This is a genomic window from Brasilonema angustatum (assembly GCF_059505445.1).
In genome coordinates this window covers 23,507-48,960 of the sequence record NZ_JCACKO010000151.1, presented here as the reverse complement: position 1 = coordinate 48,960, position 25,454 = coordinate 23,507, and the positions used below count along the sequence as shown (strand labels likewise).

General features: G+C 42.3%; 19 protein-coding genes. 13 read left to right on the top strand and 6 right to left on the bottom strand.

Annotated features, from left to right (window positions below):
* The first annotated feature begins 87 nt into the window (after positions 1 to 87).
* The 5 genes from AC5JM2_RS32430 (at position 88) to AC5JM2_RS32410 (ending at position 2,911) form a co-directional block, all read left to right on the top strand.
* Positions 88 to 474, top strand: a complete 387-nt coding sequence (locus tag AC5JM2_RS32430; protein ID WP_495839755.1) for a hypothetical protein — start codon at positions 88 to 90, stop codon at positions 472 to 474.
* A 113-nt stretch (positions 475 to 587) separates the two neighbouring features.
* Complete coding sequence (locus tag AC5JM2_RS32425; RefSeq protein WP_495839753.1) at positions 588 to 923, top strand: hypothetical protein; 336 nt, start codon at positions 588 to 590, stop codon at positions 921 to 923.
* Between the two features lie 307 nt (positions 924 to 1,230).
* The gene (locus AC5JM2_RS32420) at positions 1,231 to 1,605 is read left to right on the top strand and encodes a hypothetical protein (protein WP_495839751.1); all 375 of its coding nucleotides are present in this window, start codon (positions 1,231 to 1,233) and stop codon (positions 1,603 to 1,605) included.
* A 16-nt stretch (positions 1,606 to 1,621) separates the two neighbouring features.
* Positions 1,622 to 1,996, top strand: a complete 375-nt coding sequence (locus tag AC5JM2_RS32415) for a hypothetical protein (RefSeq protein ID WP_495839749.1) — start codon at positions 1,622 to 1,624, stop codon at positions 1,994 to 1,996.
* Positions 1,997 to 2,167: 171 nt separating this feature from the next.
* Positions 2,168 to 2,911: a hypothetical protein gene (locus tag AC5JM2_RS32410; protein ID WP_495839747.1), complete on the top strand. Its 744-nt coding sequence runs from the start codon at positions 2,168 to 2,170 to the stop codon at positions 2,909 to 2,911.
* A 360-nt stretch (positions 2,912 to 3,271) separates the two neighbouring features.
* Here AC5JM2_RS32410 and AC5JM2_RS32405 read toward each other — a convergent pair whose 3' ends face one another.
* The 3 genes from AC5JM2_RS32405 to AC5JM2_RS32395 form a co-directional block, all read right to left on the bottom strand.
* Complete coding sequence (locus tag AC5JM2_RS32405) at positions 3,272 to 3,724, bottom strand: PIN domain-containing protein (RefSeq protein ID WP_495839745.1); 453 nt, start codon at positions 3,722 to 3,724, stop codon at positions 3,272 to 3,274.
* A 934-nt stretch (positions 3,725 to 4,658) separates the two neighbouring features.
* Positions 4,659 to 6,059, bottom strand: coding sequence for a murein transglycosylase A (gene mltA, locus AC5JM2_RS32400; RefSeq protein WP_495839743.1), 1,401 nt, complete (start codon positions 6,057 to 6,059; stop codon positions 4,659 to 4,661).
* Positions 6,060 to 6,281: 222 nt separating this feature from the next.
* Positions 6,282 to 7,607, bottom strand: coding sequence for a proton extrusion protein PcxA (locus AC5JM2_RS32395; protein ID WP_495839741.1), 1,326 nt, complete (start codon positions 7,605 to 7,607; stop codon positions 6,282 to 6,284).
* 87 nt (positions 7,608 to 7,694) lie between these two features.
* On the opposite strand from AC5JM2_RS32395, the gene AC5JM2_RS32390 reads away from it, so the two are divergent.
* Positions 7,695 to 9,938, top strand: coding sequence for a recombinase family protein (locus AC5JM2_RS32390; protein WP_495839739.1), 2,244 nt, complete (start codon positions 7,695 to 7,697; stop codon positions 9,936 to 9,938).
* A 315-nt stretch (positions 9,939 to 10,253) separates the two neighbouring features.
* Positions 10,254 to 10,916 carry a peptide-methionine (S)-S-oxide reductase MsrA gene (gene msrA / locus AC5JM2_RS32385; protein ID WP_495839737.1) on the top strand — a complete coding sequence of 221 codons (663 nt, stop codon included), beginning with the start codon at positions 10,254 to 10,256 and terminating at the stop codon, positions 10,914 to 10,916.
* A gap of 136 nt (positions 10,917 to 11,052) precedes the next feature.
* On the opposite strand, the gene AC5JM2_RS32380 is transcribed toward msrA, so the two are convergent.
* Entirely contained in the window at positions 11,053 to 13,221 is a 2,169-nt protein-coding gene (locus AC5JM2_RS32380; RefSeq protein WP_495839735.1) for a caspase family protein, read from the bottom strand.
* Positions 13,222 to 14,176: 955 nt separating this feature from the next.
* Here AC5JM2_RS32380 and aroF point away from each other — a divergent pair.
* The 5 genes from aroF to trpB all read left to right on the top strand — a co-directional run bounded on the left by aroF (position 14,177) and on the right by trpB (position 21,236).
* Positions 14,177 to 15,271: a 3-deoxy-7-phosphoheptulonate synthase gene (gene aroF, locus AC5JM2_RS32375; protein WP_495839733.1), complete on the top strand. Its 1,095-nt coding sequence runs from the start codon at positions 14,177 to 14,179 to the stop codon at positions 15,269 to 15,271.
* Positions 15,272 to 15,794: 523 nt separating this feature from the next.
* The gene (locus tag AC5JM2_RS32370; RefSeq protein ID WP_495839731.1) at positions 15,795 to 17,990 is read left to right on the top strand and encodes an anthranilate synthase; all 2,196 of its coding nucleotides are present in this window, start codon (positions 15,795 to 15,797) and stop codon (positions 17,988 to 17,990) included.
* A gap of 78 nt (positions 17,991 to 18,068) precedes the next feature.
* Complete coding sequence (gene trpC, locus AC5JM2_RS32365; protein WP_495839729.1) at positions 18,069 to 18,917, top strand: indole-3-glycerol phosphate synthase TrpC; 849 nt, start codon at positions 18,069 to 18,071, stop codon at positions 18,915 to 18,917.
* An 81-nt stretch (positions 18,918 to 18,998) separates the two neighbouring features.
* Positions 18,999 to 19,814 (top strand): tryptophan synthase subunit alpha, encoded by an 816-nt coding sequence (gene trpA / locus AC5JM2_RS32360; RefSeq protein ID WP_495839727.1) that lies wholly within the window; start codon positions 18,999 to 19,001, stop codon positions 19,812 to 19,814.
* 195 nt (positions 19,815 to 20,009) lie between these two features.
* Positions 20,010 to 21,236: a tryptophan synthase subunit beta gene (gene trpB / locus AC5JM2_RS32355; RefSeq protein ID WP_495839725.1), complete on the top strand. Its 1,227-nt coding sequence runs from the start codon at positions 20,010 to 20,012 to the stop codon at positions 21,234 to 21,236.
* A gap of 102 nt (positions 21,237 to 21,338) precedes the next feature.
* On the opposite strand, the gene AC5JM2_RS32350 is transcribed toward trpB, so the two are convergent.
* Both AC5JM2_RS32350 and AC5JM2_RS32345 read right to left on the bottom strand, forming a co-directional pair.
* Positions 21,339 to 22,133 carry an HpcH/HpaI aldolase family protein gene (locus AC5JM2_RS32350; protein WP_495839723.1) on the bottom strand — a complete coding sequence of 265 codons (795 nt, stop codon included), beginning with the start codon at positions 22,131 to 22,133 and terminating at the stop codon, positions 21,339 to 21,341.
* 155 nt (positions 22,134 to 22,288) lie between these two features.
* Positions 22,289 to 22,420: a hypothetical protein gene (locus tag AC5JM2_RS32345; RefSeq protein WP_495839721.1), complete on the bottom strand. Its 132-nt coding sequence runs from the start codon at positions 22,418 to 22,420 to the stop codon at positions 22,289 to 22,291.
* 671 nt (positions 22,421 to 23,091) lie between these two features.
* Here AC5JM2_RS32345 and AC5JM2_RS32340 point away from each other — a divergent pair.
* Entirely contained in the window at positions 23,092 to 24,768 is a 1,677-nt protein-coding gene (locus AC5JM2_RS32340; RefSeq protein WP_495839719.1) for an FAD-dependent monooxygenase, read from the top strand.
* The last annotated feature ends 686 nt before the right edge of the window (positions 24,769 to 25,454 follow it).

Here is a 25,454-nt window from a genome sequence, read left to right as displayed (position 1 = left end):
TTGCTCAAACTGCAACGCCATGCTTTCACCACAACAAATAAGTTTTCAGTTTCACAACACACACACAACTAACAAGGTCAAAAAATTATGTTGAACAAATCTATTGCTTTCGGTTTACTGGCTGCAGGTTTGATGATTGCTCCAACCGCCGCATTCGCAGGTCAATCACAAAACGTTGACCAGTATACAGAGCAAAACGGTGCTGCTGTCAACGGTAGTAGCGTGACTCAAACCTCCATCACCAACAGCCATCAAGGGCAAAGTGCAAGAAGCCCTCGCACTGGCTATCGCTCTGACTATGGCTATCGCAACTACGGTCGTTCCGGCAGAACTCCTCAAGACCAAGGTGCTCGTCAAACCACCATTCAAAATGGTTCGGCTGTCGATGGTTCTAGCACTGACCAATACAGCGAAACCAACAACAACCAGCGTCAAAATGTTCGTGGTCGCAGTGGCGTCTACCGTGGCTACTAATATACTGATGACATCAAAAAGCGTTGCAAACTCTTTAGTATCAGTTAATTCTTTAACTACTTAAGCAACGCCACTGTTTCACAATCAATTCATAATTTAGGACGTAGTTAAAAATGGTGAAAAAAACCTTGACCCTGGGTCTTTTGGTCGCTGCTGTGATGGTAATACCAACTGTAGCTTTCGCTGGCGAAGCTGTGACCAAGCAGGAGATTAATCAAAATTCTACAGTTGGTGGTGAAAATAGCCGAGTGAATCAGGCAGCAGACCAATACAGCATTCAGCAAAAAACTGGTCACCCCCGTTCTGGAAGACAAAATGCTAAGCAGCGCATCGACCAAAATGGTGCTGCGATCGATAACAGTAGTGTTGACCAGTATGCTTCTCAAAAAAGCGAGCAACTGCAACGAAATAGACAAAACAGAGGATCTTATATTCCTTACCGTCGTTAAGCCTCAAGTACCAGTCTGTATTTAGTTTGCCGTCTCAAGCTGCTGTTGGTGTTGGGTCATGCATCTGCCAAACTCCTGATGAGTTCAACTCCGGAAATATATAGCAGTTCCTGCTAATTAGCCATTGGGTGTTGCTGGATCTATGTGACAAAGCAACCCCAAATAACTCACCAGTTTACAGAAAATTGCGAGTGTCTGTTGACAGTGCAGCGGTGTGTTATAGGTGAGGAGTTGATACATATTTTACCGATTTCCTAGTTTTACTATATGAAAGTCGGTTGTATTTTAGGAACAGAGGAATTAAGTCATGCCTGCCAGACAAACTATTTCATTACTAGTGGTACTCTCCGCGCTGATTGCACTACCTGCGAAAATTGCGATCGCAGATGACATTGATGTCGAAGGTAGTACTAGTAGGGTAACAATCGATGAAGAAGGTGGTATCACAATTAGAGACAGAAGACCTACTTACAGAACCACCTATCCTTCTCGTCGGGTACCCAATTCTAGAAGAAACATTCGACAATACAGTCTTGATCAGCGTCTGCGGAGTTTGAGATATCCTCGCACAACACAAAGCTACTGTAACGGCAGACGAGTAGTCCGAACAAACACTGTACGCAGTGGCTCTAACAGCGCAAATAGTACTTACAGTTCAACAACCACAACAACTTGTCAATAATACCAAGGGTACATACATGAAATCCAAACTACTTTCTCTGGGCTTGTTCTCTCTAACAGCTGTTTCCCCCTTCTTTATTCCTTCCTTAACCCCTTCTGCGTCAGCAGGATGTATTGGTGTCACTGCTGGAACACAAATAGCGATTTCCAGAGAAGCAAGCCAATCTACAAGAGTTAATCGTCAAAGTTCTCCAGGTTGTAGCGGTAGCACTGCTGTCAGCACAGGAAAGCAAGTTTGTATCAATGATGGTCGTTGCGAACAACGTCGCACTGTGAATCAAAATTTTGAAGGTGGTAACCGCAGGGGTTATGACCCTGTAAAAGACATTAATGTTGATGTCAACGTTCCTGTGCACGTAAAATCACCAAGAGCACCTTTTTCCAATAGGTAAGATAGTCCTAACGACTGATTTCAAAACTCTCTATTTTCCGAAGTCCCTAGCAGGCGGGAACTTCGGTTTCATTGCTAGGGATCACTTTTGTGAACGCAGAAATTTCTGTTAAGTTTACACTACCGAGTGAAATTTTTCTTCCCGCCTAACATATTCTCCAGCTATCAGCAGGTGACGCAATTATTTAAACAATTGAATGGGCTAATTGTGTACCTGCTGTTACTTCAATCTGGTTATGTCATCATGAGTAAATTAGTGATTCTTGCAAGCTGTCTAGTGCTTCTAAGTGTAAGTACAGCTTTTGCACAAAATTTCGTCCGTAGTAGCCAGAAAACTTCCTCTGTTGTAGTTCAGACAGACAGCAATAGCGGACATACCAGCCAGAGGACTTCTTCTGTTATTGTTCAGACAGACAACAGTGACGAAAATGGTCATGATTCTTCCGTTGTTGTTCCAACAGACAGTTATGACGATGACGATTACGACGAAAGCAGCGAAGATTTTTCCGTTGTTGTTCCAACACACAGGAGTAGGGATATGAACAGATCCACGACATTCACTAGCCAACACTCTAGCTTTGGTGATTCCTTTGGATATCAAAAAAGCTCACTTCAGCTAAGTGCAGCGAATTTAAGTCAACCGCATATCTTGAGCATCAATACATCAAATGCTCAAATGACGGGTGAAGTTACTGTAAATGGTAAAGTTGTCAAGCAAATTAACAACGATAAAAACGTTAAGGTTAATTTGTCACCTTATTTATCAGTTGGTGAACACAAGGTGGAAGTATCAGCACGATACAATCCCCCATCATCTTCTGTGAGTGTAGAACTGAGCGGTCCTGGTACTAACGTAGCCCAACAAAATAGTGGTAATGGTGCCTTAAACTACACTATGGATGTTAACGTACGCTAAGATCATACGATACGGACATGCTATCAGCCTCCGGCTTATCGTCAATTGTGTAGCTAACCTTGAATTCATTCACTGAATCTATAAACAAGCACACGAACTCGTAATCACTTATTCGCCCCAATAGCTTAATGGCTGCCTTGTAAAGGTTCTGCTATTTATAACTATCGCTCTTTGGCTTGCGGACTAGTAGCGAGTTTTTTCGTATTTTTTGGATCTGTTGCTGGTGTACCATAGGATAGACATACCCGTATCTCCTCCCTTCACACGAGTCCGACAAGCGCGTCAAGGGAGTCTACTATAGGCATAAGACTTCCCGTAGACTCCGTAGTGGGCTTTTTGTAGGTAGGGTATTTTAAATTACTATAAAATAGATCTAGTTGTACCTATTTGGCTTTCCAGATTTGCACGCATCCACAATTCTGCAACAGACCAAATCCAAAATTTATTTCGTACTTGGGCAAAATCATCATAGTTATGGGTAACAATCGCATCCAGTTTTTCATCAGTGGCACAAACGAGTTCTACAGCAGACTCAAAATCTTGAAGAGGTGAAAAACGTGCTTGTTGGAGAATAGTTTGATCGATAGTACAGACTTGGATTTTGTCTTGCAGCCAATTAATCACTAGTTCAGCGATATTTGTATTTTGCAAACGACTTGCATATGTGTGAATTTTTTGCCAACCAATATCTGTTATGTACATTTGAACCCACGGATGTACTCTATCTAATAACTCACTGACATCTCCTACAGAGTTATTACGATTCATCAAAGCCTCTAATATTAAATCAGCATCAACTAATATCCTGAACACTTTCAAACCCCATTATTAACCTATCAATATATTGCGGAGAAATAAGATATTAGACTCACTGAGTCATGAATATACTTATATACAAACTGAAAAGATAGTATTTCGGATTTACGCACAATCAATGAGAAATATAAACTCGCTTTCGCACCACTCTACTGTCTGGCTAAGATGAGCAACTTTTGGTAGAGTGGCTAACACTCTACCTACGTAAGACGCCAGATAAATTTTTGTAGTTCCAAACAAGAGTAAAAGTTATTTCTACCCAAAATTTCAGTCAATATAACATCATATGTTGAATTTTTACAAAGTTAATAAATACTTCTCACCTATAAGTTATAAAAATAACAAGGTGAGAAGCGTGATATCACTAATATCTCATAAAAGAATTCAATCAACTAATAAAAATTTATGAAGTGTTTTGATTTTTATAAATGAAATGTATAAACTCTTCTTTAAAAATAAAAATAAAAATTTATATCTAAAGAAGGATTGATATTAAAGCAACACTTAGTAATATCAAAAAACCATGATTAAAGTCACAGCTAAATAAATAAAGTCCGTCTTATATCTCAAACTCTTGCTGGACAAAAAATACAGTAGTTTATAACAAGTGTCAGGTACAAGACCTAGGTCTAAAAGCTAGATATAAAGCCTGTTTTACTTCTGATTTTTGACGATTGACGCTTTTATTAAGCTGTATATTGATATGGAAAAAAGGCCTCAAATCGAATTATGTTGAGGATAGATATCTAATCGATCTACAGCAGATTCGATGTTTATGAGGTACAGCAACCGATTCAAATTCAAAGTTTAAAAACCATCCCTGAAATTGGTGTACCTCACGTACCTCAAAAGCGCTGTAAAAACTTTGTCAGATCTAAGTTTGAGGTAATTTTAGATCTAGTTTTTTATAAAGTCTGACTAATAATTACTATTATTGATGAGATTTAAGCAACAAATAATATAACTGCCCATGACTAACAGTCACACCAGCGCGATCGCCTGCTATCTTACCTGAACCTAAAAAATAATCTACTCGCCCCGCACCTTTAATTGCACCTCCCGTATCTTGATCAAGAACATACCGACTGACAATTCGATGCTCCATTTGTTTAGTAACAGAATTAACAAAAGGGAAGGGGGCGCGAATCAACGCCAAAGCACCAGGAGGCATAAGCGATTTATCTGTTGCAATTGAGCGTTCAGCGGTTAGTGGTTCTTTGATAGAACCTTGTGCGGGTGCACCGTGGTTTTCTTGAAAAAACACAAAGCTGGGATCGCGAGGGATATAAACATTTAACTCTTGTGGATACTTCTGAAAATAGTTGAGGATCTTCGGCATCGTCAAACCCTCAAGCGGTAACTTACCATCGTTCGCCAGTTCTCGCCCGATACTCTTGTAGTTGTAAGCGGTGTTACCAGCATAACCTATTGTTGTTTGAGTGCCATCAGGAAGTCGAAGTTTGGCTGAACCTTGAATCTGCACTAAATACGGTTCTAGGCGATCGCGAAACCAAAACAACTCTAACCCCCGCAATCTACCAATTGAAGCTTGCAACCCATCGGCACCTTCTAGTTCCAAGCGTGTGGGATGAGGTTTTTGCCATGAGCTAATATCAGGTGGTATGCGATAAACAGGATAGCGAAACTCTGGAGTAGGAACACGACTAGCAGCATAAACTGGTTCATAGTATGCTGTAAACAGCACCGAGCCTTTTTTGTCTCCCCCCACTGACTGGTAAAAAACAAATTCCTTTGCTATTGCTGCATTAAGTTCTACAGCAGATTTAGATTTTAATACCAGTTCTCGGAATCTTTGCAAACTTTTGATAACGCGATCGCGTGTCATTCCCACCACCGGATACTGTTGATACACCCCCGCCGCATCGCTAGAAGAAAGGTACTGCAAACTGCGATCTACAGCTGTCAACAAAGCTTTTTTATCTGGTGATTGACTGTTTTCGCCCCATAACTGACTATCCAAACAAGAAGTATCGCCCTCGCAACAAGGAAACGGTGACTTCGCAATGGGTACTAATGGAGGTGGGGCTGTTTGCTGTTGAACAATTTTGTCCTGTAATGGAGCTTGAGAGGATACTGGTAGTTGCCATTTTGTCACCCGACACTGTGGTGGACTCAATGCTAAATGCCCCAAAGGTTGCATAAATAATAACAGAATTATAGGGGCTATAGGGAGACTGATGGCGATACGCGTTCGCGCAGGGTGTCCGAAGGACTTAGAGTCAAGCCTGCGGCTTATCGCTCGTAAAGATACGGCACTTTGCCCCATTGCGACAAATGTCTTTTTGATCATTTTTTCTAAACTGCGTGACATAGGGCATATGTTTAAGCAACGATTGGCAAGCCTGGGCTGTGATGAAAATTGCTTACATCTTACCCCTCACCACTGATGATCATTCAATTATCAGTTATCAACTGTCAATTGTCAGGCATCCAGCACCATGATTTTCTTTTTAGAGAATTGAGATTCAGATGCCCGACAATTCTTACAAAGTTGGACATCTTGTTTTTTCACAAATCCTTTAGGACTGCTATCTCACTCGTTCATATTATGATATGTAGCAACAGCAGAGGGCGATACACGATTCAAATAACGGAATATCCAGTATTTGAATATCGTATCTAAAATCACTGGAAATGTAGCAATAAATAGGAATATAAAACCGTGATTTGCTGGTAATCCCCAATGGCGCGAAACACCTTCTAAAATAACTTCCCAACCATGAGGAGAGTGGAAACCCACAAAAATATCAGTAAACAAAATTATAATAAATGCCTTGGCACTGTCACTAAGACCGTAGACAATATGGTCAAAGAAATCTTTGAGTTCCGCTATTTCTTTTTTACTAACAAGCAACAAGCAGGAAAACGCAATAACAGACAATATATCAGCAAAAACATTTTTCAGGGCATTAGAACTAGTCTCACTAAATTCCTCAGAAATTTCATGAGCCTTTGTTTTTATCTGATTTTCCATCTGCTCAAGAGATAATGGTTCGGCATTGAGCAGCAAGTTATCAAATTTTATTCTCTCTTCAAATTTTTCTAGCTTTTCGAGAGCTTCTTCTTCCATTTCAAAATTCAGGAACAGACCAGCTTCATTCGCAGAGTTTTTTTGAAAAGTACGGTCCACAATCGGCCCAACAATCAGAGATTTTGACAATTGATGAGTCAAAATAGGAACTATAATAAGGAGAAGCAGGAATTTGACAGATATTATTGTTCTTCTTTGTGTATTACGGAAGTTTTTAACGACATCTTGTTCTGCTTGGGGGTCTAACTCAACTTGCAAACGAGTAAAAGTACTAAGAATCGAACGCGGTAGAACCCCTGTCGCATTTGCCTTATTTTGAGATATATTATTATCTAATCTCTGAGTTGATAAGTTCTGTTGTTTTAATTGATTACTTGAGGGTTGTATTTTTATTAAACTATTATCTTTATTAATTTGAACTTGGGAATGTAATTCGTCCAAATTGGTGTATTTTGCTGTGATTTCATCAATGAATGTGAGTTTTTGTAAAATCACAGAAGGCTGTGGAAACTGTATACCGAATTCATTTGCAGCTTTTTGATTAGATTCGCTCAGAAAAAAACGGCTTGCCTTAAATTCTGTTAGCCGCATTCGGACAATTTTTAATTGTTTTTTTAGGTATGACTCAAAATAGTCCATGACATTACGGCTGTACTTAGTTGATGTAATGTCTATTTTACTACTATTAAAATCTTTATCTTCTATTGCCTTAATCTGCAATGCCGCTTTGTAAGCCTCGTCTAGAGAACGCTCTGAGGTGCGTAAGTACCATCTGTAAGAGGCTACTAGAAAAGGGTATATTTTTTGGCGAAAAATAGAAATAATCATTGTTGGTAATCATCCAGCATAGTTTTATGACTCTTAAACTTAAGTTAACGTACGAAATGTCTGAAAAAATCTCCAAGGAGATGATTTATGATTTGGGATTCCCTTTGGGTAACAGGACCTAGCCGCAGTGGTAAGACTGCTCGCTTGGTAAAGCAGTTTTGTAATTGGGTGTTGAGTGAAACTAGCTTCAAAGAGTCATATTATACGAAAAACCAAGGGCAAAAAAATAGCGAGAATATACCAAGACCCTTGTATCTTCATCAAATAGAACCAGGAGTCTTAGTTTTGGCAGCCAATGATGAAAATCGTCGGGAGTTAGCGGATAAAATTGTTACAGCCACTTCCGGAAAATATCCAGTTCGTTGCAAGACACCCTTGGGCTTTATTCAGGATGAAGTGAGTTTGTTTTGGCCTTTGCTTATTCAGTTATTGGAATTAAATGGGCAATTTCCAGTACGGCTGCGTCCAGAAACTGAACAGGAACTAGCAACCAAACTTTGGCGTTCCCAATTGGACGAGGGAATTTTGCGTCGCGCGGGAGATCAAGAGTATCGATCAGTACGTCGTATCTTGGATTTATTGCAACTAGGGGCTTATAGTGGCATAGCGTGTGAGAAAATTAATGACGTTTTGCTCAACGCCATCGCTCAGCAAGAGAATAGTACAAACCTAGAACCTGAACTCATAACATCTTTGCTACTCAATTGGCGTAACTGGTGTCTAGAAAGAGGATTTCTCACCTATGGAATCATGACCGAAGTTTACGGCCAATACCTCTTAAGCGATCCAATTTATCAGCAACAGCTTAGCAAACGCTATCAAGCAGTGCTGGCTGATGATGTCCAAGATTATCCTGCCTTATCGCGCCACCTGTTTGAGTTGCTTCTAAATAACGATGCAGTGGGGGCATTTAGCTACAATCCCGATAGTGTGGTGCGTTTGGGACTAGGATCTGACCCCAATTATTTAGAAGGATTATCAGCACGTTGTCGGCAAGAAGTTTTGACTCAGCGTCCCTTTTCATGCCTTGGAGAAGCTAGCACCATACCGATGCTTTCGCTGATAACAGAACAGGTCATGCCTTTAAGCTTACCAGCAGCAGTGCAATCCATTCAAACCACCTCCCGCGCCCAATTATTGCGGCAAACAGCAGAGGTGATTGTTAAAGCTGTTAAGGAGAAGCAAGTACAGCCAAACGAAGTGGCGATCATTGCACCAGGTTTAGATGCGATCGCCCGTTATACCCTCACAGAAATCCTTACCAAGCAAAACATCCAAATACAGCCTCTCAACGACCAACGCCCCTTGATAAGTTCGCCGATCATCAGAGGATTGCTGACCGTCCTTGCCTTAGTTTATCCCGGCTTAGGACGTTTAGTGGATCGAGATGCTGTTGCAGAGATGTTAGTTGTGTTAAGCAAGGAAGTTTCTGGAATCGGACGAGAAAAGGAAGAAAAAATACAACAAAACCCTCCCTCCCTCCCTCCCTCATTTCCCCACATTGATCCCGTCCGCGCTGGCTTGATAGCAGACTACTGCTTTGTACCCCATCCAGACCAACCCAAGTTGCTACCTGTCACGGCGTTTGACCGCTGGGATAGACTGGGTTACGCAGCAACCACGGCTTATGGTAATATATTGCAGTGGTTAGAAACCCAAAAAACACAACAAGAACTGCGCTTGATTCCCAGTCCCATTTCTCTTTTAGATAGGGCAATTCAGCGTTTCTTGTGGAATGGCAACAATCTCCCCTACGACCAATTGGCAGCACTGCGGGAACTATTGGAAACCGCACAGCACTACTGGGAAATTGATACGAGATTGCGGCAAACCTCCTCTGTTTCTCCTTCATTGAAAGAAGAAACCCAAGGTTCGGGCACTTCACCTCACTCAAGAATTGCCGAATTTATCCAACTACTACGGCGTGCTACCATTACCGCTAATCCCTACCCCGTTTATCCCATAGGACCGAAGTCAAACGCTGTCACATTGGCTACCATCTTCCAATACCGCTCTTCTAGACGATCTCACCGTTGGCAGTTCTGGCTGGATACAGGTTCGCCTTTGTGGGCAAAAGGCGGTGCGGCAACTTTATTCGGTGCACCATTCTTCCTCCAAGAAAGGCTGGGCGAACCTTGGACAGTAGAAGATGAAAAATTAGCAGAAGAACAAAGACTGCGAATAATTCTGGCAGATTTGCTTGCTCGCGTGTCCGAGAGAGTCTATTTATGTCATAGCGATTTAGCGGTTAATGGGCAAGAACAACTTGGTCCTTTGCTACCTTTGGTACATGCTTGCGTTTCAGTTGTTTGTGATCCTGCTGTTGTTTAACGCATTTCGGCGGAATTCAAGAGTCCGCCATACGATGACCGAGTCTAATATCATGTCCGGTGAAAGACTTATCATTAAGACGGCAGGGAGCAGGGGGCACCCGAGCAGGGAAAAAGAGGATTTTCCGGTTGTTGCACATATTTGGTAATCACAACTAATTAGCCGGACATGATATAACACGAAAAAATCTAGCAGCACGCCAGGTGCTACAAGTCGGGAAACCCGCCCACCACACCGGCTGCTTACTACAACGACTATTTGTACAATATTAAGTAAGGTAAAGAATACTCTCATAAAAACCCAGAGTAAAAATCAATGGTGTTATTTGGATTTGGTAAAAAGTTAAGCCTGCCCACTCCTGAAGAAGCTTTGCCAGGACGAGCAGAAAAAATGCCAGTACCGGATCGTCACTATGTTAACGGTCATCCCCTCAAGCCGCTATTTCCAGAAGGAATGGAAATTGCAACGTTTGGCATGGGGTGCTTTTGGGGTGCAGAACGCAAATTCTGGCAGCTAGAAGGAGTTTACAGTACAGCAGTTGGTTATGCTGCTGGTGTCACTCCTAACCCGACTTATAAAGAAGTGTGTTCTGGACGCACAGGTCACAATGAAGTGGTACAAGTCGTCTTTGATCCAAAAGTCATTAGTTATTCCGAGTTACTAAAAGTCTTCTGGGAAAACCACAACCCCACTCAAGGAATGCGTCAGGGTAACGACGTAGGTACTCAATACCGTTCAGGAATTTACGTGTATTCTGAAAATCAAAGAAAGCTAGCAGAAGCATCGCAACAAGCTTATCAGAAAGCTCTGAGTGCTTCAGATTATGGAAAAATAACCACTGAAATTCTCGATGCTCCTGAATTTTACTATGCCGAGGAATACCATCAGCAGTACCTAGCGAAAAACCCTAATGGCTATTGTGGGTTAGGCGGGACAAATGTTGCTTGTCCTGTGGGAATTGCTCAATTCAACACGTAATATCCTTTCACTGTTCTATAGCAATCCTAAATATTCGTGAGAAACAAGATCCCCGACTTCTTGAAGAAGTCGGGGATCTGTACTTTATCTATACACTTGTCTGTTGCAACGCTTCAAACCCCTAATTGCCGTAACGTTACGCTAATTGTCCGTCGCCCAAGCAATACTCATCGTGAATTCTCTGAACCGCGATCGCCTGCTCAGTATTGTTAGCATTGCCAATAACCTTAACAAAATGACAAACAGTGTCACCATATCGCCAAGGTTTAATCTCTAGTCGCGCCCTGTAGCAGTCCTGAGCAATGCAGAGCTTTTGGTACAAGCGATCACATCCCATTTTTTCTAGCACAGTGGATGATTCTACGTTAGTAGCATCCCACAACCGCGACATTTCCAAAAGTCTTAATCCTTTCGCAGTGCGATAAACTCGAAAAGTGAGAGCAAGGTTGTTAGCTACTGAGGTGATCGCTCTCTTAATCTCTTTTTCTTGTACCGCTTTCCTTCTCCCCCAAGGAGTAGCCTCAGTAGAAACTTCATCATCCTCATAATTAAGGTCAATGTCAACAAACATTACTTGGGGTGAGTTGAGGCAAAGCACACCGTAACTATTCCTTGTGATATGTGCTAGTGGTTCTCCATTCAGGAGAAACGATGTTAATGTTGGCTCTGTTAACGCTTCATAACCGTGATCCAGATATCCCCATTCTTCAGGTGTCTTTCCCACTCTAAGTTGCGCTAGATGCCACCGTTCCCGATTTGACAAGTACTTGGGTTTTTTATCAGATTTAAGGTATCGCAGCACTTGGCGCTTTGCTTTAATATAATGTTCCTCAGAAGGAAGGATAGGAGGCGATCGCTTAAGAGCTTGCAACTGGATTTGACACTCTCTAATTCTCAATTGAGAGTCAATATATCGGGGGTCTTTAATCGCATCTTTAATTACCTTTTCCATTGACGCTTCGTATCCTCCAAGTTCCTGCACTCGCTGCATTGTTGGCGTTTCCATTAGTAGCTGATTGGTTAGCCAGTTTTCGTAGGTAATTTCCCCTCTGATTTGAGATTCCCTGTGTTCTGCTGAATTGGCGAGGCGGTGAGCCGCGAATGAGATCAGACGTTTGACAAGAAGTGGATATTTTTCCAGTTGCACAGTATTGTTTCTTGTGCAATCGGGAATCTCAACCGTTTTTAAGCAGGTACCATTTTCTAAGTCTTCGGTAAAATATTGGGCTTTATTGCTGTCTGGTTTTACCTCTTGACGACTTCCATTGAGCTTTACCACATCAAACTGAGAAACCTGTAGTTCAGCTTGCTGTGCTGTAGGTGCTGACTCGACAACTACTGACCTCCCTACCGTTGGTAAAATAGTAGGTTCAGAACTTTTTGGGGGTGCAGAAGACTGTCCGAGTTCCTGGGCAATTCTGGAAAATGCCTCGATTGCTTGCATATCGGAACCCCTAGCAGCCACATTCACGCGAATCCATAACTGTTTGGCTAAATCCCAATCTCGTTTAACTTCGGCATGATAAGCCTCAAGTTTTATCGTGATAATATCAGTCAGCGTGGCATAATCTGGCAACAAAATTAGGTGAAACTTGGTGGCTGGTTCTGCGATCGCATAAGGATTTTGTAGAGTTTTCCGGTGCGTTTGATTGATTATGGGTACTCTCGATTGTAAATATCTGTCCAATCTTTCTACTGTGGCACAGTTCCCTTCACCTGCTATCCTCAAACCCTCTAATAACGCCTGAGTAAATGAACCGTGTTGCAACTGCTCAATTTCATAAGACTTTTGACTGGGACTGCAAGAGTAAAAGGTGACTACCCCTTGATGTTTTTCGCCAATACCTTCTCCTCGTCTGCTCCCTTCATCGCGACAAGCATCCAAAAACAACACGATATTATCAGCACCACTGCGGCGCAATCTTTGGGTAACAAAATCAACAGCGATTGCCGTATGTTCTACATCGCCTGGGTCACTATCCACCAGCATGAGATAGTCACGGTCAACTGACCGACAACCGTGACCTGCAAAGAAAAACCAGAGATTATCCCCTGATGCCAATAGTGGCTTTTCAAATTGTGCCCGTAAAAACCGCCGCAAGTTACCGTAAGTAGGCTGAGTGAAAATGGGTGTAGGAGAAGCGGGAATTGCAATTGAATCCTCTGTAAACAGAAACACTCTGTCAAACTGCACATCCTTTTCAAACCAGTCGCGCATGGCAAGAGCATCTAGTTTGGCGTAGTTTAGGTGCTGAAGATTGTTGTACTGGTTAATGCCGATCACGATCGCCCAATTTTTAGCCATTTCTAGGTTGGTGTTAACTGATTTGTTCTTCTCTATTGAAGGTTTACGTGTTACTACTGAACAATAGTTATCCTTTATTATTGATGATAAAGCGCAAATTGTCTTTGGAATTTCTTTAGACCTTCTTGAAAAACTTAACAACTACACTGAGCGAGCTGCTGCATTTAGGAAAACTGGTTAAATCGAAAGCTATTGAATAATTTATTCAGCCTGTTTGGCATTGGAGGTAAAGCAGGGGGTAAAGGCGCTTTGACCTTTAAGTTCAAGCGGAAATCGGCACATTAAATTAAGATGGGGCAAGAATTGGGCAATTGTTGTCGGGATAAACAATTACGATAACCTCCAGTCACTCAAGTATGCCAAGCGAGATGCTGAAGTGATGGCTACAAAGAACCATCTGTTGCCGTCTAATATCAAAGATTGTTCATGCTTCCAGCAGGTTTTTTCTTAACTCAGCAGTGCTGGGTCGTTTTACATTGCCTAGTCTAGTTCCCAGACTCATCTTGGGAACTAGAAAAAATCTTCGGCTGATCCAAAACTTTCCCTAGTTCTTCCCGATTCATTTCTAATCTTAAAACTATCGAACCAAGTGAAGCCAGTAAACGGTTCGTTTATGTATTAACCTTGTTCATCTATATGATAAGCCTCTCCATGCACCTGTTCATCTACGTATTGATTATGTCGAACAGAGAACCGTGAGGATGGTGTCACCCGCCCGGAGGGGTGTCTGTTCGCAGTCGCGTTCGCTTACACCTGTCGCCTTTAACCTGAATCCTTACCCTTTTCTCGCCGTTGGTGATCAAAACTAATCTCAATTTCCAGAAAGGGATGCATAAACCTTCAACCCTCATCCCTATCAAAATGCAGAAGCAAAAAACGAGTCCAAGACGCCAAACAAACTTACGGCGGACAAAGACACAAACCAAAACCAAAACTATTTCATGAGGTAAAGAAAATGATTGTCGTCATCAAATCCCAAACTCCCGCATCTGAAATCGAAAGAATCATTCAAGAACTGAGCCATTATCCCGTAACAACCGAAAAAGTTGTCGGTAAAGACAAAGTTGTTATCGGCTTGGTAGGTGATACAAGTGTTCTTTCTCCTGAACACGTCCAACAAATCAGTCCATTTATCGAACAGGTGATTCGCGTGAAACAGCCTTTCAAACGGGTTTCGTTAGAATATCGCTATGGTGAACCAAGCGAAGTCGTTGTTCCAACTCCCAATGGTCCAGTCACTTTTGGTCAAAATCATCCTTTAATTGTAGTCGCTGGACCTTGTTCAGTTGAAAACGAAGAAATGATTGTGGAAACAGCACAAGTCGTAAAAGCCACTGGTGCACAGTTTCTTCGGGGAGGTGCGTACAAACCTCGTAGCTCACCTTATGCTTTCCAAGGACATGGCGAAAGCGCTTTATCTCTGTTAGCAACAGCCCGCGAAGTCACTGGACTAGGAATTATCACAGAAGTGATGGATACAGCCGACTTAGACAAAGTTGCAGAAGTTGCAGATGTGGTGCAAATTGGTGCTCGCAATATGCAGAACTTCTCCTTACTGAAGAAAGCAGGTGCTACTGGTAAACCAATTCTGCTTAAGCGGGGGCTGTCTGCGACAATTGAAGAATGGTTGATGGCTGCTGAATACATTCTGGCTGCTGGTAATCCAAATGTGATTTTGTGTGAACGCGGAATTCGCAGCTTTGACAAGCAATATACAAGAAATGTTCTAGATCTATCTGTAGTACCTGTATTGCGTGGACTGACCCATTTGCCAATTATGATTGACCCTAGTCATGCCACTGGCTACTCTAAGTTTGTACCAACAATGGCAAAGGCAGCTATAGCAGCTGGTACAGATTCCTTGATGATTGAAGTTCACCCCAATCCCTCCAAAGCATTATCAGATGGTCCTCAATCTCTGACACCACCGGATTTTGTGGAACTCATGCAGGAACTTGCTCCGCTTGCCCAATTCTTCGGACGTGGAACAAAGTCTGGTTTCACAACTACACCATTTGCTACCAAAACTCTTTCGACTGTAGGTGCCTAAGTTGAGCAATCATCAGTGGTTTCTCTAGGGTAGGTAATATCATGTTTACACCAATGACTCATCGATTTGCCTACCTCAGATTCTTTAATCATTCTGAAATTATTTCGTTAAGGCAATCATGTGTGCGTATTATTCTTTCAGTTTGACTAGAAATACAGTAGAAAAATACGCACAAACTAATTTGCTCGCATTTTCTGATTCTAAAACTATAATTGACACTGCTGTTAAATCTTAAGAAATTTAATACCGACAACAACTTGACAAAACTCCTGAATTTCTGACCAAATCTTTTGTAGATACCAAAATGACTACAGGCACAATAGATATTTTGATACTGAACGCTCCAGAAGCATTTACTTCTCAAAACTGCATAAGTGAAATTGAACTACACCTATTTAATATCGGGTAGTTGCTGTCAATCAACAATCACTCAGAAAAACCGTGTCCTGCACTCAACTTTGTCAGCAAGTCGTCAAATTATTCGGGTGATGATTTTTAAGTTAACTTTAAGAGGGTCATATCTATGTATTCTGACACACAATCCTACACAACTCAAGGTGGAATATTTGTATCACGCTCCGTAACCAATACTTCTATAGAGTCGGCAATTGATGAGGTTTTGATACGTCTGGATTCCCAACGCGGAGGGTTGTTGGCAAGTAGCTATGAATATCCAGGACGCTACAAACGATGGGCGATCGGTTTTGTTAATCCGCCTTTAGAACTTGTTACCTGCGATAACACTTTTACAATTACGGCTCATAATGAGCGAGGCAAGATACTGCTAGATTATCTAGCAGAGAACCTATTGGATCAACCATATCTTCAAGCTGTTAATAAAGAAAACAAGCGTATTATCGGCTCTGTCAAACCAACTGAACGTCTCTTCTCAGAAGAAGAACGCAGTAGACAACCTTCTGTTTTCAGTGTTGTTCGCGAGATATTATCTATCTTCCACAGTCCAGTAGATGAAAACTTGGGACTTTATGGTGCATTTGGCTATGACTTAGTTTTCCAATTTGAGCAAATGCCAAAGCATCTGGAACGTTCAGCAGACCAAAGAGACTTGGTACTATATCTACCTGATGAGTTGTTAGTTGTTGACTACCACCTGCAACAGGCATTCAGAGTGCAATATGATTTTGTCACCAACAATGGTAGCACTCGGGATTTACCTCGCACGGGTGAAGTGATCGATTACCGAGGTAAGCGTTTAAGTGCGACTCAAACCTCTGATCATGCGCCAGGAGAATATGAACAACAAGTCACCAAAGCACTCGATTATTTCCGTCGTGGTGATTTATTTGAAGTTGTTCCCAGTCAAAGCTTCTTTCAAACCTGTGAAAAATCCCCAACCCAACTTTTCCGCACACTCAGGGAAATTAATCCCAGTCCCTATGGATTCATCTTTAATTTAGGTGGAGAATATCTGATTGGTGCATCTCCAGAAATGTTTGTGCGTGTTGAGGGCAGACGTGTTGAAACTTGCCCAATCAGTGGTACAATCCGTCGAGGAGAAACCGCGATTGATGATGCAGCGCAAATCCAAAAGCTGTTGAACTCGCGTAAAGATGAATCTGAACTCACGATGTGTACCGACGTAGACCGCAACGACAAATCGCGGATTTGTGAGCCAGGGACTGTGCGAGTCATAGGTCGTCGCCAAATTGAATTGTATAGCCATCTGATCCATACAGTAGACCATGTAGAAGGCGTGCTGCAACCAGAAGCTGATGCTTTGGATGCATTCCTCACGCATTTGTGGGCAGTCACAGTCACAGGAGCACCAAAACGCTCAGCCATGCAGTTTCTCGAACAAAATGAGCGCAGTCCCAGACGTTGGTATGGTGGAGCAGTTGGAGGTTTAAATTTTAAAGGCAACTTGAATACTGGTCTGATTTTGAGAACTATCCGACTAAAAGACTCAATTGCACAGGTACGAGTTGGTGCAACAGTTCTTTATGACTCAGAGCCAGAAGCAGAGGCACAAGAAACTATTACTAAAGCTAGTGCCTTATTCCAAACCCTTCAAGAAGCGACACATAAAAATGTCCAATTGTCAAAAATGTCAACCCTTGACATTCAAGAAGCCAATCCAGGGGCGGGCAAACGTGTCTTGCTAGTTGACTATGAAGACTCATTTCTTCATACCCTAGCAAATTACATCCGTCAAACTGGTGCCACAGTCACAACACTACGGCATGGTTTTGCAGAATCAGTTTTTGATACAGAAAAACCTGACTTGGTTGTATTATCTCCTGGTCCTGGAAAACCAAGTGACTTTCGTGTTGCAGAGACAATCGCAGCCTGCAAAAAACGGCAAATTCCCATATTTGGTGTGTGCTTGGGCTTACAAGGAATAGTCGAGGCACACGGTGGAAAACTGGGAGTTCTGGATTATCCCCAGCATGGTAAGGTATCTATGGTATCTGTGGTTGATCCAGATTCTGTGACCTTCAAAGGTTTACCACAATCGTTTGAAGTTGGTAGATACCACTCATTGTATGCACTCCCCGAAAGCCTACCTGCAGAACTCAAAGTAACCGCCATGTCTGCAGATGGTGTGATTATGGGCATTGAGCATCGCACATTACCAATTGCTGCCGTTCAGTTCCATCCAGAATCTATCATGACTTTAGCAGGAGGAATAGGCTTAACAATTGTTAAAAATGTAGTCCATGAATTTATGGCTACAATTCCCTCCTCAGCCCTTGCATAATCACCTCTGTTATAACCCTCTCTAGTTGTAGGAGAGGGTTGACTCTCCCTTTGTTGAACTAATAACCACTATAAACAAATGCTAAATATTCACCAGCAATCAACTCAAGCAACTACGTCTACCAAATCGCGCCATATTCTCGAAGAAATTGTTGAGCATAAACAACAAGAAGTTGCGCTCATGAAACAGCAACTACCAATAGCCGACTTAAAACTTCAGGTCAATATTGCTCCTCCTGTGCGAAATTTCTTGAATGCCATACGGCAAAATTATACTCCTCCTAGCGTTATTGCAGAGGTCAAGAAAGCCTCACCAAGTAAAGGAGTTATTCGTGCTGATTTTGAACCAGTAAAAATTGCCCAAGCATATGAGCGAGGCGGCGCGACTTGTATTTCTGTGCTAACTGACGAGAAATTTTTTCAGGGCGGTTTTAAGAATTTGCGACTGATTAGAAATAATGTAGAGTTGCCGCTACTTTGCAAAGAGTTTGTTATAGATCCTTACCAAATTTATCTAGCGCGAGTCAATGGTGCAGATGCAGTGCTACTCATTGCTGCTATTTTAAACGACGAAACACTGCAACATTTTCTAAACATTATTCAGCATTTGGGCATGACTCCATTGGTGGAAGTCCATACTTTGACTGAACTTGACCGAGTACTGGCATTATCCAATGTGCAACTTGTCGGAATTAACAACCGCAATTTGGAAGACTTTACCCTTGACATAGAAATCACGAAACACCTGTTGAGAGAACGTCAACAAAAGTTAAGTGATTTAGATATTACAATCGTGAGTGAGTCTGGTTTGTACACATCTTCTGATTTAGCTTTTGTATCTCAGGCGGGAGCTAAAGCTGTGTTGGTAGGAGAATCTTTAGTCAAGCAAGCTGATTTAGAGCAAGCTGTCAAGGAGTTAAGAATGTAAAAAAAATCTTGACTTCATCCTGAATTTTGCATTTTTCATTCTGCTTTTCCTCTATTTGTTCGCTTTTAGGATTTAATTAAGATGACTTCTATCTCAGAACAGTTTGAATATTTACGCACAAAAAACCAATGTGCTTTAATGCCCTTCATCACAGCAGGCGATCCAGATTTGGAAACAACAGCCGAAGCCCTAAAAATATTAGACGCCAATGGTGCAGATTTCATAGAACTAGGAGTACCCTACTCAGATCCGTTGGCGGATGGACCAGTGATTCAAGCGGCTGCTACTCGTGCGCTTAAGGGGGGAACTCGACTAGCTCATGTTTTAGAAATGGCGCAAACAGCCACTAAGAGTGTGCGATCGCCCATCATCCTCTTCGCCTATTACAACCCAATTTTAAATCTCGGCATCCAACAATTCCTCAAGCGAGTTGCTGATTCTGGAATCAAGGGGTTAATCGTACCGGATTTACCCTTAGAAGAAGCAGACAATTTATTGAAATCTGCTGACAGTGTAGGAATTGAAGTCACACTATTAATCACTCCCAACACTCCCAAACAGCGAATTGAGGCGATCGCTCGTCAATCTCGTGGGTTTATTTACTTAGTTAGTGTCACAGGTGTCACAGGCATACGTTCACAAATCCAGACACGCGTAAAAGATGTGCTCAAAGAAATCCGCAGCGTCACAAACAAGCCAATAGCCGTTGGTTTTGGTATATCTACCCCAGAACAAGCTCATCAAGTTCAAGACTGGGGCGCAGATGGAGTGGTTGTGGGAAGCGCCTTTGTGAAACGCTTGGGAGAAAACACACCGAACCAAGGACTGCGAGTTATTAAAGATTTCTGTACCGATTTGAAAGCAGCAATTACCCCCACTGCGGGAATTAGAAAGTAACATTTTCGGAGTTACGCATTTTCATCTTTTTCTCTCTACCTGCTGCAGTGAAATTAATTGAACTTTTTGATAGTTTTAGCATAAGTCCTGAAAATTCAGTTCCAAATTTCACGCATCAAAAGCCGACTCCTTTGGTGAAGCAGGAAATTAATGAGAAAGTGATCAATTTTAAATAAGTTTTACGGAGCAGATTCCATGTTAGCAGATACACCTAGAACAACTCAACAACCCGATGCATTAGGCAGATTTGGTCAATTTGGGGGCAAGTATGTACCCGAAACATTAATGCCTGCACTTTCGGAATTAGAAGCAGCGTATCAAAAATACCGCAATGATCCAGATTTTCAGAATGAACTACAGGGACTACTACGCGACTACGTAGGACGTGCTACTCCCCTATACTTTGCCGAACGCCTGACAGCACACTACGCCAAACCAGATGGAACTGGACCGCAAATTTACTTAAAAAGAGAAGACTTAAACCATACAGGCGCACACAAAATTAATAACGCCCTAGCTCAAGTATTACTCGCCAAACGGATGGGCAAACAGCGGATCATAGCTGAAACCGGAGCCGGTCAGCATGGTGTTGCAACCGCCACAGTCTGCGCCCGTTTTGGTCTGGAGTGTATGATTTACATGGGCGTCCATGACATGGAACGGCAAGCCTTGAATGTATTTCGGATGCGCTTGATGGGAGCAGAAGTTCGTCCAGTGGAAGCAGGAACTGGAACCCTCAAGGATGCAACATCAGAAGCGATTCGGGATTGGGTAACGAATGTGGAAACCACCCATTACATTTTAGGTTCCGTTGCAGGTCCCCATCCCTACCCGATGATCGTCCGAGACTTTCAAGCAATCATTGGTAAAGAAACTCGCAGCCAGTCTCAAGAAAAATGGGGTGGACTACCAGATATTCTGCTTGCTTGTGTTGGCGGAGGTTCCAATGCAATGGGGCTTTTCCATGAATTTGTCAATGAACCATCTGTACGCCTGATTGGAGTTGAGGCGGCGGGTGAAGGAATTAATACTGAAAAACACGCAGCAACTTTGACACTAGGAAAAGTCGGTGTTTTGCACGGTGCAATGAGTTATGTTTTGCAAGATGAGGATGGTCAGATCACAGAAGCACACTCTATCAGTGCAGGGTTAGATTATCCTGGTGTTGGTCCAGAACATAGTTATTTGAAAGAGATAGAACGTGCTGAATACTACAGTGTGACTGACCAGCAGGCGTTGGAAGCGTTTAAACGTGTGTCGCTACTGGAGGGGATTATTCCAGCACTAGAGACTTCTCATGCGATCGCTTTGTTGGAAACTCTTTGTCCACAACTGACTGGTTCTCCTAAAATTGTCATCAATTTTTCTGGACGTGGTGACAAGGATGTGCATACTGTTGCAAAATTCTTGGATACTTTTTAAATGTCTTGAAGGGTTTGAAACAGGTTTTTTGTAAACATTGCTATTAAAAAACAACTGACGGGGGCGATCTCCGTCAGTTTCATAGTAACCGTTTACAGGAGGCTAGATTGAATTAATCTCTTCAAGAGTTTGTTTTGCCGATTTCCAGAGATACACTGCGTCAACACCTGCTCCGATCAAGCTATATCCTGCTTCTTTTGCTGATATTGCTCCCTTAGAATCAGTAGTAAAAATACCGACAGGTATATTTTTATTCAAACATGCCTCTTTAACCGAATTAATTGCTTTCTGTACATCAGGATGATTAATCTGACCAGGCAGTCCCATGCTGCCGGAAAGATCAAATGGGCCAATCAGTATAGCATCGAAACCAGGAACATCAATTATGGATTCAATGTTTTTCACTGCATCAATGTGTTCAATTTGTAGAATAATGACTATGTTTTCGTTTGCCGTCTTCAAGTACTCTTGAACATTCATTCCATAGTTTTGTGCTCTTCCACTTCCAATACTCCGACTTCCTTGTGGAGGGTATAAGCAAGCTTCAAGGGCATATTTAACCTCTTGAGGTGTTTTGACTTGAGGCAGAATTATCCCATCACATCCGGTATCTAGTACCCTCTTTATCCAAATGGCGTCATTCCAAGGTACTCTGACTAAATTTGCACAGCGCCCGCCACTTGCTTGCATAATTAACTGGACTTTTTCTAAACTGAGAGCCCCATGTTCCATATCTATCCAAAACCAGTCAAACCCAATGTGTGACAACACTTCAGCAGTTTCTGAGCTAGGGAGTTTGATTACAATACCGATCAGAGTTTCTTTTTGTTTCAGTCTTTGCTTAAAGTTATTTGCCATTAAAATACCTACATTGCTTTGATCCTTAAGAAAAACCATTATCTACTAGAGACTTTCAAGAAACACAGGGGTGTAGGGGTGTAAGGGTGTAGGGGTGTAAGGGAAGAAGGTGTTTCTTTCATATTTTGCTGGTCTCGTTGCCGCTAGTCAGAGACTCAGATCATTCGTGACAAGTTGAGATAATGAGCACTTTGTCAAGAGGGTTGTAGTCGCAAATAAAAAGATTCACCAAATATATCAGTGTCTGCTGTTGCTGATTCTATAAACACAACTTCTTTCGTGAGTGCGATCGCGCCTTGCGCGGCTCCCCGAGTGAGCATCGCCATCGCTTAAAAGTTATGAATTTCCATCTCTAGGCGATCGCCGTTAATAAAAAAGAACTGACGGAGATTGCCTCCGTCAGTTTCATAGTAACCGTTTACAGGAGTTTAAACACTACTGTGAACGCCTACGGAGTTTTTTAAGCGCAAAGCGCAGGCTGCGCCAACAAAAATCAAATAGGAGTCCTATAGTTGGGTACGTTGATAAAAGCGCCCTGCTTCTGATACGCGCTTTGCGATGCACGCCCCTTGCGTCTGCCCTCTGGGCGATCGCTTGCAACAATGACTGCTATAGCAGTCCTATTTCATTTGTGAAAAAACAAAGTAAATTTGTACATTCTTCTTCCCTGTTAAGCGTTCCCTGTTGCCTGTTCCCTACCTCAACGAGTAATTTCACAACTCCTGCACGGATTGCTATAGATTACAACGATCAATCAACAATATAACCTCATGACAAATGTAATGGTTTGGAGATGACATTTATTAGATGTAGAGCAAGGGTGTTTGGAAATAAATTGAGAGACAAGAACATAAATAAACCTGAGTTCGACATCAGAAAATTGCTTCAAACTCTTACCTAACAAAAGCCTGAGAAATACTGCACTCTGTAGAAGTCAAGAGTTTAATACCAATTTTAAAAAATAATAACAACCAAATTTTGAACGGTGATAAATCCCATGAGCAACATTAAAACAGATGTACTAATAGTCGGTGGCGGACCTGTTGGTCTAGCAATGGCGGTGGAACTACGCTACCAAGGTATCGATTGCATTCTTATAGACCAGACTGATGGGGTGGTGAGTGATCCCAAAGTCAGTACAGTTGGACCCCGCTCAATGGAGTTTTGCCGCCGTTGGGGCATTGCTCAACAAATACGCAATGCTGGTTGGCCTAGTGAGCATACCCTAGATGTTGCCTGGGTTACATCCGTTGGTGGACACGAAATATACCGAGCTAAGTTTCCCTCCTATGCCGAGCGATCGCTACCTGACTACACACCAGAGCCAGAGCAAGTCTGTCCGCAAAACTGGTTTGCTCCAGTATTCCTAAATTTCTTGGGAGTATATCCAGATGGAGTGATTCGGCTTCTCTCTCGCTTGGATAGTTTTGAGCAGAAAGATTTGGGTGTCGTTGCCCATGTAACAAACCTGGAAACACAAAGCACAGAAGTCATTCACGCCCAATACATGGTAGCTTGCGATGGTGCTCGCAGTACAGTACGTAAGGCTTGTGGTGTTGATACTCCTAGCTTTCACCCCACCCAGGCGTATCAGAGTGTTGTGTTTAAAGCACCTGAACTGGCGACTGTGATGGGAAAAAACCATGCAATGGTATATTTTTTGGTCAACCCAATTATTCAAGAACCACTCCGCGCAGTAGATGGAGACTCACTGTATCGCCTGATTTTAAAGCCAAATGAAGACGGAAGTGTGCGTGACGCTGAAGAGGCCATCCGTGCCGCCATATCAATTGATACCCCTTTTGAGATTGTTTCCAACGTTCCATGGCGTCTCACCCACCGAGTGGCACAGAAGTACCGAGTGGGAAATATCTTCTTCGTCGGTGACAGCGCTCATACACTTTCCCCCTCTGGCGGTTTTGGAATGAATACTGGCATGGGTGATGTTGCTGATTTGGGCTGGAAACTAGCCGCCACTCTTAAGGGCTGGGCTGGTTCCAACTTACTGGACACTTATGAAATGGAACGACGTCCGATCGCAGTGCGAAACCTTGAAGCAGCAAACGCCAATTTGCAACGCACTCAAAAACGCACCGTCCCTCCAGTTATTATGAGTGATTCAAAAGAAGGTGAACAAATCCGCAAAGAAATGGCTGTTGGTATGGAACGTGGTAACGTGAAACGCGAGTTTGATGCCCCTGGGGTTCACTTCGGGTTCCGTTATGAGTCCCCTGCCATCATTGCTGACGGTACACCTCCGAGCGATGACCCCTTCGAGTGGCAACAAAGTAGTTACCCTGGCAATCGGGCACCACATGCCTGGTTGGAACCTGGAAAATCTACTCTGGATTTGTTCGGTCATTCTTTTGTGCTGATGTGCTTCGACTCCACACACAGAGTTGAAACATTAACAAAGATTTGTCAGGAAAAAGGAGTGCCAATGATTATCCAGCACATCGATAAGCTTGAAATTGCCAAGCTTTATGAGCGTGCCTATGTTTTGGTACGACCTGATGGACACGTAGCTTGGAGAGGTGACACTCTGCCTGTGGACTTAGAGGCACTAATTGACCGAGTTAGAGGGGCTTTTGATCAGAATTCGTCCCAGTTATATTCCAAATCGCTCACACTCAGCTCGATAAAGTCCAGAACAGTAGAGAGTTGTGTTTCATAAACTCAAACACCCTTAAATGGCTTAAAAACAAGGGTGTCACCTTCGTTACTGTATAGATTTGTACAGAGCGCCCCAGGGTTTGTAATAAGCGTAGTGCTTATATAAGCGCTACGCTTACTACGAACTTATTTTCATAGGTTTGAATTATCAAAGCTGATAGATAATTGGTACTGATATTTAAAGCCTCATGCAAGATATTCTAATTTGTAATCTAAACACTTTATCTGCTTTTTTTTCAGTTACTTTTATTGGATAATAAGCTTGTTGTTGAACAACTTTTTTCAACTTACAGTGGTTTGCAATCGGATGGAATATAGCAATCCTAGATAATTTCTGAGAAGATACTGTACTTCTTTCTAGAAAACTAAGTTAAATATTTGACGCTTAATTTTTACGAGAAATTAAGCATTGTAGCCATACAAGCAAGATATACTTAGCAAAAAGAGTACTACATTTGGGTTTAGTATTTTTTCAGGTATGATTCAGGATTGCTATATAAAAATACAGGTGCAATACACCCTCAAAATGAATAGGGTGAGGATTGCAATATCGGCAGCACTGGCTCCCCTACACAATATGTGTATTTGAGTGAGTTGAAAAGGGCTAGAAGAAACTTTGACCCGCGTTTGTCACAAGTTATGCGATCGCCCAAGGGGCGATCGCAATTTTCACAAGCTTGAGACAGA